Source organism: Ruegeria sp. BF6 (genome assembly GCF_056538665.1).
In genome coordinates this window covers 18042-27640 of sequence record NZ_JBQFTN010000027.1, presented here as the reverse complement: position 1 = coordinate 27640, position 9599 = coordinate 18042, and the positions used below count along the sequence as shown (strand labels likewise).

The following is a 9599-nucleotide window of genomic DNA, read 5'->3' as shown; positions in this document are numbered from 1 at the left end:
GACCGAAACCTCGTCTGCACATGCCCCCCAATGGACGCATACCAAGACGCCGCAGAATAAAAATCAGATCCCCCCGCCAAAATGGCGGGGGGTCGACCCCACGAATGGCAGGTGGAGGAACGATGAAACACTATGTCCTCGGAAACGACCACACACGGCCGGCCAATCGAGGGTCTCAAAGAACACAGTACATCGACGTTTTCCTGATTGATCCCCACGCAAAAGCGTCGGTCGAAATGGTTGCCGAGTTCTTTCAGGCTTTGAACGATCTGGTCGAAGATCACATCTATGTCGTGAATTTCCGATGTGCCGCGACCGGCTCTGCGGGCGACCCACTTTATTGGACAGGTCGTACGGCAATTTTCTGGGGCGACATTTACAAAGCATGGCCTTGCGAAATCGCAGACAAAACCCGGATTTCGCAGGTATTGAGCCTGGCGTCGCGATCGATACTGGTCGGCGGAGCAGTGCTGCTGTTGGCACAAACTGGGCGGGTCGATGAAACAATCGCTTCCATCCACCCGAACTTTGCCGCTGCGGCACAGGAAATCGGGCTTGCTGACTGCCACGAGAACACACACAGGTCACCTGACAACCGCGTGCACAGCGCCGCAACCAAGCTGGGCGCACTCCGGCTGTTGTCAGAGTGCGTGGCCCTGGATCACGGTGAGCATCTGGCCGAAATCCTGCGCGGCTATATCGGCCTGACCGAGCCGGAACGCGGTTACTCCAGCCAGCTTGCCACCCGCCTGATCCAACGGTCCGGAGCCGATCCGATGGTACGGCAGGTGATCGGGACAATGTTGAATAACGTGGAAGATCCGCTGAAAATCTCCGATCTGTCTCAGGTTGTAGGCGCTTCTACCCGTCAGTTGCAGAGGCGGTTTCTCGGCAAGACAAACGTCAAGCTTCTGACAACTTACCGAGAGCTTCGGTTGGAACGAGCCGACAGCCTGCTGCGACACACCAACATGCCACAGACAGAGATTGCCACGGCAACAGGATTCTCCTCCGCTGCCGCGTTAGGACGCGCGTTTCGGGCGCACTACAACATGTCCACCGGAGATGTCCGAAACCGCCGTTTTGCCGGAGGTTTCCCGGATCGCCGCCGCCCAGTCTGAGGCAAAGGCCGGTTTTCTGTATGTCTGCGCGAAATCTGCACCACTGGTGCGGATTACCTGCAGGCCGCGCGTTCATCGACTTCGCGGCTTTGATCGCAACTGATATATTGTCGCGTGCGGCGGAGTCGGACAACGCAATCCCGATGGACCGGCATTATTTGAGCAGCCTTGGACATACCGCGGCCAAATCGATTTCGGAGCAGGTGGCGCTGCGCGCGTGAATGGCTATCCCGCAGCAAACACACGAAACAAAGCGCAATGTGAGTCCTGTTGGTTGTTGATGCCTACACCTGCTTGAGCCGTTAAGTTTGGCGCCAGAACGCGCGGGACGTCAGGTTACCACCGCGAGTGTCGGCTAATGCGCGAAGCCCCAAGCCGCCCGCAAAGGACCGAACATGATCGTTCCGGATATCAGCCTGGCCGAGATGGATAGGTTCGGGGTTTGCCGCCGCATCCACGCCTCAACTCCGGGTGCTCCGCATGTCTTCAGCGTCCAGAAGGATGGGGAACTCATCACGCACCCGGGTTTTCTCGACCTTGAAATAGTTGGGGAAATACGCGCCCAGAATGGCCTGGGCCTTGTCCTGCGCATGCAGCAGCAGATCAACCTTGACCGCGTTTTCCCATATATCTGTGCGTTCGCGGTCAATGAGCTGAGGGTAGACAAATTCCGAATTCATGTCAGGGGTGAAGTCATCGGTGACCAAAACGGTAGCCCCCAGCACGTGGATGTCGTCCAGCCAATCGACCAGCCGGGTGATATCGTAGATATCGCACGGCGTGAACGGGCGGTAGGATTTGGTGCGCCCGACAAAGGTTGTGACGGCAATGCTGGAGTTGGCGAATTACACGTTTTGGGCCGTGCCGTGCATGTCTTCCTTGCCCGCACGATCGCCGCAATTTTAACCTGTGAAACCCGCTCGGAATAGAGGCAAGCCGTGGCCAGCACACACATAGATGATAGGAAACCCGGCCTCACCGGAGCGCCGGGCGGCCCCTGGCCGAAGGCGCAGATGGTCCAGACCGGTGCAATTGAGCACGCGGTCGAACCGGTTTTTTTGCAGTAACGGGCTCCAGGCCGATGGGCTCAAAAAGTGGTGCGTAACCTTGAACGTCAGCCATGACGCGCCCCTTTCCTACGTTTCACCGGGGATGCCAAAGACCTTCAATCCTTTGCCCCTCACGGGACAGTACATGCAAAGTTTCGCAAGCTTCATGAAGCGCGCGCCGACGGAGAGATCAAGGAAAGCTCTAACGGGCTTAACGTTCGGTGGGGTTTTCATCATAGCGCGCGCGCCGCAGATCGTTGATCATGGCCTTGCCCAGCGCGACACACATCAGCAGCAGGACAACGCTGAAGGGCAGCGCGCCGATGATCATCGAATTGGTCAGCGCCTCAAGCCCGCCACCGCCAGCAATCAGCAGCGTCCCGATCACCAGCGTCAGCAGGCCGCCCCAAAGGATGCGATGCACGACTCCGGTTTCCTCGGCTCCGCCGGACATGATCGTGTTCATCACCAATATTCCGGAATCCGCCGAGGTGACCAGAAAGGTCATCGTCAGCACCACGCACATGAAGCTCACGATCACCAGCATATGACCCGAAATCATCTGGCTAAGGGTCACAAACAAAGTGGCCGTGGTCGAAGCCGACAGGATCGCACCATTGGCGTCTCCGTTCAGTTCCAGATCAATGGCCGAACCGCCCAGAATGGTCATCCAGGCGAAACACACCAGCGACGGCGCGATCACCGCACCCAGGATGAACTCTCGCACAGTGCGTCCGCGTGAGATACGGGCAAGAAACAGGCCGACAAACGGGGAAAAGGCGATCCACCACGCCCAGTAGAACGTCGTCCAGCCCGATTGCCATCCGAATAAACGCCCCGGTGTTCCGGTCGCATAAGCCGCGTGTATCGTGGTATCGGACAGGGCGGCTGCTTCGCCACTCAACCCGGCCAGAAAACTGTCGCGGGTGCCCCAGGCATCGGTCGCGCCGGGAAACAGCTCACCCGCAAAAGGGGCAGCTTCGGGGGGCAGGGCCGAGGCAAACTCGGCCTCGGACATCGGGCCATAGGCTTGCAGACTGAGCGGGATAAAGTGGATGATGTAGTCCACCAGCGCCCGCCCAAAGGTCGTCATGGCAAAGGCAAACGAACCGAATATGACAAATACCGCCAGCAGGATCAGCGACAGGATCAGATTGAGATTCGACAAGTACTTTACCCCGCGCCCGACGCCCGAAACCGCCGACAGTGTCGACATCAACATCACGGTTGCCAGCGCCAGGATCAGACCAGCGGTCGAGGGCTTCATCACCCCGTCCATCAGCCATTCCGCGCTTGTGATCAGAAACGCTCCGTCCACCAATTGCGACACCCCGTATCCGATGGTCACTGCCACCCCGAGGATTGTGGCTACGACTCCCAGAATGTCGATCACATGACCCGCGACACCATTGGAAAATTCCCCCAGCAGCGGTGTCAGTGCGGTCCGGATCGTCAGCGGCATATCACGGGTATAGGCGTAATAGGCAAGGCTCAGCCCTGTAACCACATAGATGGCCCAGGCGTGAAACCCGGTATGCAGGAAGGTGTATCGGTAGGCCCCCTTGATTGCCTCTTGGCTTTTGGCCTCGACCTCACCCGCGACGGTCAGAGGATTGGTCTCCCACAGACCCAGCGGTTCGGCGGTAGCATAGACCATCAGACCGACACCCAGCCCCGCCCCGAACATCATCGAAAACCATGAGAAGTTGGAGAATTCCGGCCGTTCCCGCTCAGCACCCAACCGCATTCGACCGGTTGCCGGGATGATCGCTATGACGATCAGAAAGAAGGCAAACAGCGCAACCGAGAAATCGTAGAAAATGTTGAACTCGCTCAACAGGCCCGATTTCCATGACCGCAGCGTATCGTTTGCGCTCAGCGGCCAGACCAACGCCCAAAGTACCAACAGCGACACAACGATCTTGCTGACCAGCGCGATCGGCAGGTTGTAGCCCTTGTAGAACCCGCTGTCCTGCCGTTCGATTTTCAGGTCCGTAAAGGGGTCTTGCAGCGACATGTTGCTTGGGCCCGCCTCGGTTCCGGTGCCGCTCAGCATCCGGCAAACCCTGAAAGACTGCAACAATTTTCAGATCTTGCGGTGGACACGTCCCAAGCTGATTAGCCATTCCCGCAAGCTCTGGAACGCCGCGTAGAGCACCGGGATCATCAATAGACCCAGCGTGCTGTCGAGGATCATACCGAACAGAACCGGATAGCCCACCGAGACCCGCGCCGCCGCCCCTGCCCCGCTGGACAGGACAAGGGGCAGAACGCCCACGATGAAACACAGGCCCGTCATGGTGACCGGCCGGAACCGGATTTCCGCCGCCTTCAGAGCTGCATCGCGGATGCTGACACCGCTCTCGCGTTGCTGGTTGGCAAACTCGACCACCATGATCGCCTTTTTTGCCGCTAAGCCAATCAGCAGCACCATCCCGACCTGAGCAAAGATATTACTGGTCAGGAAAGGCAGCAGCGCCAGCGGGATCAGTGCCCCAAACAGCGCGAAGACCACGGAGGTGATGATCGACAGCGGCAGCACCCAGCTTTCATACAAAACCACAAGGAACAGATAGGCCAGCACCAGCGCTGACAGCATGATGTAGGGCACCAGCCCCTTCGCCTTCACCTCTTGCTGGGTGACGCCCGACCAGTCGATCCGGAACCCTTCGGGCAGGGTTTCGTCGGCAATCGTCTGCATCGCGAGAATGCCATCGCCGGAACCGACCCCGTCCGCCAGCTGTGCACTGACCGAAGCCGCCGTGAACAGGTTGTAGCGTGGCACCGTATCCGGCGCGAGAACCGGTTCATTGCTGACGAAATTGCGCACGGGAAGAGACTCTCCGGCGCTGTTTTTGACATAGATGTTATCCACATCGTCCAGCGTCTGGCGGAATTCAGCATCAGCAGAGATCACCACCCAATAGACACGTTCATTCAGGATGAAGTTATCCACGAAATACGAACTGAGATTGGCCTGCAGCGCGGTGAAGATATCGGCCACGCTGACGCCCAGAGTTTCGGCCCTGTCACGGTCGATGGACAGTTTGAATTGCGGGCTCTGAGCCGAGAAACTGCCATGCGCGCGGGAAAATTCTGGTGCGGCGTTCAGGGCGGTGACAAAGCCGTTCATCACCGCGTCCAGATGCGCGCCGTCCCCATTTCCCAGGTCCAGCAGTTCGACCGAAATCCCACCGGTCGAGCCAAGCCCGTGAATGGTCGGGAACGGAAAGACGTAAGAAACCCCTTCGGGCAGCGCCGCCAGTTTGCGCTCAAGGCTGTGCATGATGGCATGCCATTGCAGATCGGGACTGGTGCGCTGATCCCATGGTGTCAGCTTGACGATGACCATGCCCGCGTTCGGGCGCCCCCCGGCCAGCATGGAATGGCCGGATACGACGGTGACGGATTCAACCCCCGGCGTTTGTTCGATTAGCGCACCCGCCTTGTCCATAAACGCCTGCGTACGTTGCAGCGAGGCGCCATCCGGAAGCTCCATCGACGCCATCAGAACGCCGTTATCCTCCTGCGGGATCAGGCCGGTCGGGACTGTGTTGAACAGGTACACTGTCAGTCCCACAGCCCCGGTAAACACCAGCAGCGACACCGCCATGTACCGCAGCATCAACGACACGAGGCGCAGATATTGGCGCCGCAGCCAGACGATCACCGTCGGAACGACGGCTAACGGACCTTTAGGTTTGCTTTCAGTCCTCAGCATCATGGCGCAGAGCACTGGCGCAAGAGTCAAAGCGTTCACGGCAGACAGGACAAAGGCAAAGATGATCGTCAGAGCGAATTGGAAATAAATAGTGCCCGTCACGCCAGGAAAAAAACAGACCGGTACGAACACCGCCGCCAATACAAAGGTCGTGGCGATGATTGGACGGTTGACCTGCGACATTGCCTTTAGCGTTGCCTCGCGCGGGTCCAACCCTTCGTCGCGCAATATACGTTCGGCGTTCTCGATAATGATGATTGCATCATCCACCACCAACGTAATGGCCAGCACCAAAGCAAACAGGGTGATCATGTTGGCGCTGAACCCGATGGCATAGATCAGCGCCACCGCGCCCAGCAGCGATACTGGAATGGAGATAGCCGGCACGATGGTAGCACGAAGGCTGGCCAGGAACAGGAAGGTTACGCCAATCACCAGCCCCGCTGTCAGGGCCAGTGTCGTCATGATATCGCGGATCGAAACACGCACTGCGTCAGTTACATCATATGTGATCTCATATGAGACACCTTCGGGGAACTTCGCCGACAGCTCCTTCATCAGCACGCGCAGATTGTCAGAAATCTCAAGCGCGTTTGCGGTGCTTTCCTGATAGACCGCTACAGTGGCCGAGTCCTTGCCGTTCAGCTTGGTCGAGCCGGAATAGGTCGCCGCGCCAAGTTCAATTCGCGCAATATCTTCCAACCGAGTGACCGACCCGTTGGGATCCGAGGCGACAATGATCCGTCCGAATTCATCGGCATCGCGCAACAGCCCTTCAGCTCGCAATTTGAACTGAAAGTCGGTCTGCCCTTCCGCAAACGGAGGTGCCCCGACCTGCCCGGCGGCGGCGATGACATTCTGGTCCTTGATCGCGTCCGCCACCTCGGCTGCGGTGATGTTCAGCGCCGCCATGCGAACCGGATTGATCCAGACCCGCATGCTGTATTCCAGCTGGCCGAATTGCGAGACCGTTCCGACCCCCGGCAACCTCTGCAATGGGTCATGCAGAAAATCGGCGGCAAAATTGCTAAGGAACAGTTCGTCCCGCGAACCGTCGGGCGAGGTCAGGTTGATTACCACGATCATATTACCCGACCGTTTGGTCACCTCGACCCCCTGCTGCAACACCGCCGAGGGCAATTCGGAACTGGCCAACGCGATGCGGTTCTGCACCTCAACCGCAGCCACATCCGGATCAGTGCCCAGCTCGAACGACACGTTCAGCATATAAGTGCCGTCATTCGAGCTTTTGGAGGATAAGGACAACATGCCCGGAATGCCGTTCACGCGCTCTTCGATGGGGGTGGCAACGGATTCCAGAATGACTTGTGCGTCCGCCCCCGGGTACGAGGTATCAACGTAAATCTGCGGCGGCGTGATATGGGGATATTCAGTGATCGGGATCAGGCGCACGCAGACCGCACCGAACAGAACCAACAGGATCGCAATGACAGTTGCGAAATGTGGCCTGTTGATGAAGTAGTGCGCGATCAAACCGGCCCTACCCCTGACTGTCGACCGCTTTCACGACCAGCCCGTCATGTATTTTTTGAAGCCCCTGCACCACCACGCGGTCGCCCTCGGACAACCCGGATGTGACTTGCGTACGGGTCGCGGTCTGGGTGCCGATCTCAATATTCTGCCGGTGAACCTTGCTGTCCCCATCGACCGAGAAAACGAAATATCCCTGTTTATCGAACTGCACCGCGTTGCGCGGCACGGTCAGCACCTTGGGGTCTTCGGACCCGGTCAGGCTGACGGTCACAAACTGGCCGGGGATCAGCACCCCATCAGGGTTGGCGAAGCTGGCGCGCAGTTCGATCGTGTCGGTGTCCTGACTGACGCTGTCGCCGACAAAGTTCACCTTGCCCGGGGTGGGATAGGTCTCGCCGTCGGCCAGTTCGATGTCCGTGGTCAGCTTGATGTCACCCGGCGTGATCCGCCCTTTGCGGCGTTCTTGCAGCAGAACCGGTTCGCTGACGTAAAAGCTGACCAGTATCGGATCAACGCTGGTGACGGTTGCCAGAACGCCGGTATCCGAGCTGACCAGATTACCCGCATCCACTGCCGACAACCCGATACGTCCGTCAAGCGGGCTGAGGATTTCTGTATAGTCCAGATCAATCTGGGCAATCTTCAAATCGGCTTGTGCTTCATCCACTGCCGCCTGACTCGCAGCATAGGTCGCCAAGGCCGTATCCAGAACAGCCTGCGGAATATCACCCTTGTCGAACAACTCCTGCTGACGGTCTAACGCTGCTTTGTCCAACCGCGCGCTGGCCTGCGCGCTTTTCAGTGCAGCCTGAGCGCTGTCCATGCTGGCAGCGTACTTCTTCTGTTCGATCCGAAACAGCACATCCCCTCTGGCAACCGTTCCACCTTCGGTAAAGTTGACCTTTTCCAGAAACCCTTCGACCCGGGCCTGCAGGTCCACGCTTTGATCCGCTACAACCCGACCAACGAACCGGTCCTGTTTCTGCAGGTTTTCCATCGTCACCAACGCGACCATCACGCTGGGCGGCGCGTCAGCCTGGGCCGCTGCCGGGTTCGGCAGAAACAGGGGGATCAATGCGCAAACAAACAGAGCAGAAGGTTTCATGAGACCCTCGGGAGTTTGTAATTCCTTAACTATCCCCACATCCCCGCATTGGCGCAACGGTTTTCTGGGCTCATTCACCTGCGCATTTCTCAACCATATCAATCCCTTTGACGCAGGGCTTGCCAGCCCCCCGTTCTTGGGATTTTCTGGCACCGCGCACCAACCAAAAGGCCCGGCCTGCATGAAACTCGAATTCCACCACATCAACTTTGTGTCCGATGATGTCGACCGGTTGCACCGGTTCTACACGCAGGTCCTTGGGCTGGACGATATCCCGATCGAGAATTTCCCCCGCCCCGATGCAACCGAAGACAAGGGCTACAGCGGCAAGATCCGGTTTGCGACCGATGGCGGGATGCAGATGCACCTGGCTGAAAGAAACCTCGACGTCGCGTTTAAACATGGCGAGGCGATCAACCCGGTCGAGCGTGGCCATATCGCCTTTCGCACCGACGATATCGAGGCGTTCAAGAAACAGCTGGACGATAACGGCATCCCCTATTCGGATTATGGCACCGCCTTCGCGAAAGAATGGCATCAGCTTTTCTTTCACGACCCCGAAGGCAATATCATCGAGGTCCATCAGGCGGTGTAAGTAACGTCGGAGGCACGCATTGAAACAGGCCGTACTGATCGTCGATGTTCAACCCAGCTTTGACCCGCCGGATTGGCTGGTCGAGCGTAGCCAGTTGTTGGCGTCGCATTTCCCGTCCATCGCCACGGTCGAACGCAATGACGAGGCAAAAGTACCCTTCTTCCGGCAACTCGGATGGAAACCCCGTTCGGTCGATGACAGCCTTGTTCGGGCGGATCGTACCATCCTGAAATACGGCTACGGCCCGCCGCCAGAGGTGATCGACCAGTTTCACAACTGGAAGGTCGACCGCGTTCTGGTCTGCGGTATTCAGGCCGACACCTGTGTTCTCGCCGCAGGATTCACCCTGTTTGACGCGGGCCTGCTACCGACCATAATTGCGGATACGGTCGTCGGGTCTTCGCTGGATCGCAGCGGTACGCTGGGCGTGGACCTCTGGCGGCATCATTTTGGCCAGGTGATTGAGAAGCACTCGGATATTCTGTGACGGCGCAGTCCCTGTCCGCAAAGGAGA

At 58.3% G+C, this 9599-nt stretch carries 7 protein-coding genes; 4 read left to right on the top strand and 3 right to left on the bottom strand.

The window, feature by feature from the left end; translation table 11 throughout:
* Window positions 1-122: 122 nt before the first annotated feature.
* Window positions 123-1121 carry a helix-turn-helix domain-containing protein gene (locus tag ACR0IM_RS23875; protein WP_480683425.1) on the top strand — a complete coding sequence of 333 codons (999 nt, stop codon included), beginning with the start codon at window positions 123-125 and terminating at the stop codon, window positions 1119-1121.
* A 395-nt stretch (window positions 1122-1516) separates the two neighbouring features.
* Window positions 1517-2050, top strand: coding sequence for a hypothetical protein (locus ACR0IM_RS23870; RefSeq protein ID WP_480683424.1), 534 nt, complete (start codon window positions 1517-1519; stop codon window positions 2048-2050).
* A 331-nt stretch (window positions 2051-2381) separates the two neighbouring features.
* Here ACR0IM_RS23870 and ACR0IM_RS23865 read toward each other — a convergent pair whose 3' ends face one another.
* The 3 genes from ACR0IM_RS23865 to ACR0IM_RS23855 form a co-directional block, all read right to left on the bottom strand.
* Window positions 2382-4187 carry a BCCT family transporter gene (locus tag ACR0IM_RS23865; protein WP_480643516.1) on the bottom strand — a complete coding sequence of 602 codons (1806 nt, stop codon included), beginning with the start codon at window positions 4185-4187 and terminating at the stop codon, window positions 2382-2384.
* Window positions 4188-4256: 69 nt separating this feature from the next.
* The gene (locus tag ACR0IM_RS23860; protein WP_480683423.1) at window positions 4257-7385 is read right to left on the bottom strand and encodes an efflux RND transporter permease subunit; all 3129 of its coding nucleotides are present in this window, start codon (window positions 7383-7385) and stop codon (window positions 4257-4259) included.
* Between the two features lie 7 nt (window positions 7386-7392).
* Window positions 7393-8490, bottom strand: coding sequence for an efflux RND transporter periplasmic adaptor subunit (locus tag ACR0IM_RS23855; protein ID WP_480683422.1), 1098 nt, complete (start codon window positions 8488-8490; stop codon window positions 7393-7395).
* A gap of 181 nt (window positions 8491-8671) precedes the next feature.
* On the opposite strand from ACR0IM_RS23855, the gene ACR0IM_RS23850 reads away from it, so the two are divergent.
* Entirely contained in the window at window positions 8672-9085 is a 414-nt protein-coding gene (locus tag ACR0IM_RS23850; protein WP_480683421.1) for a VOC family protein, read from the top strand.
* A gap of 19 nt (window positions 9086-9104) precedes the next feature.
* Complete coding sequence (locus tag ACR0IM_RS23845; RefSeq protein WP_480683420.1) at window positions 9105-9572, top strand: isochorismatase family protein; 468 nt, start codon at window positions 9105-9107, stop codon at window positions 9570-9572.
* Window positions 9573-9599 lie beyond the last annotated feature (27 nt).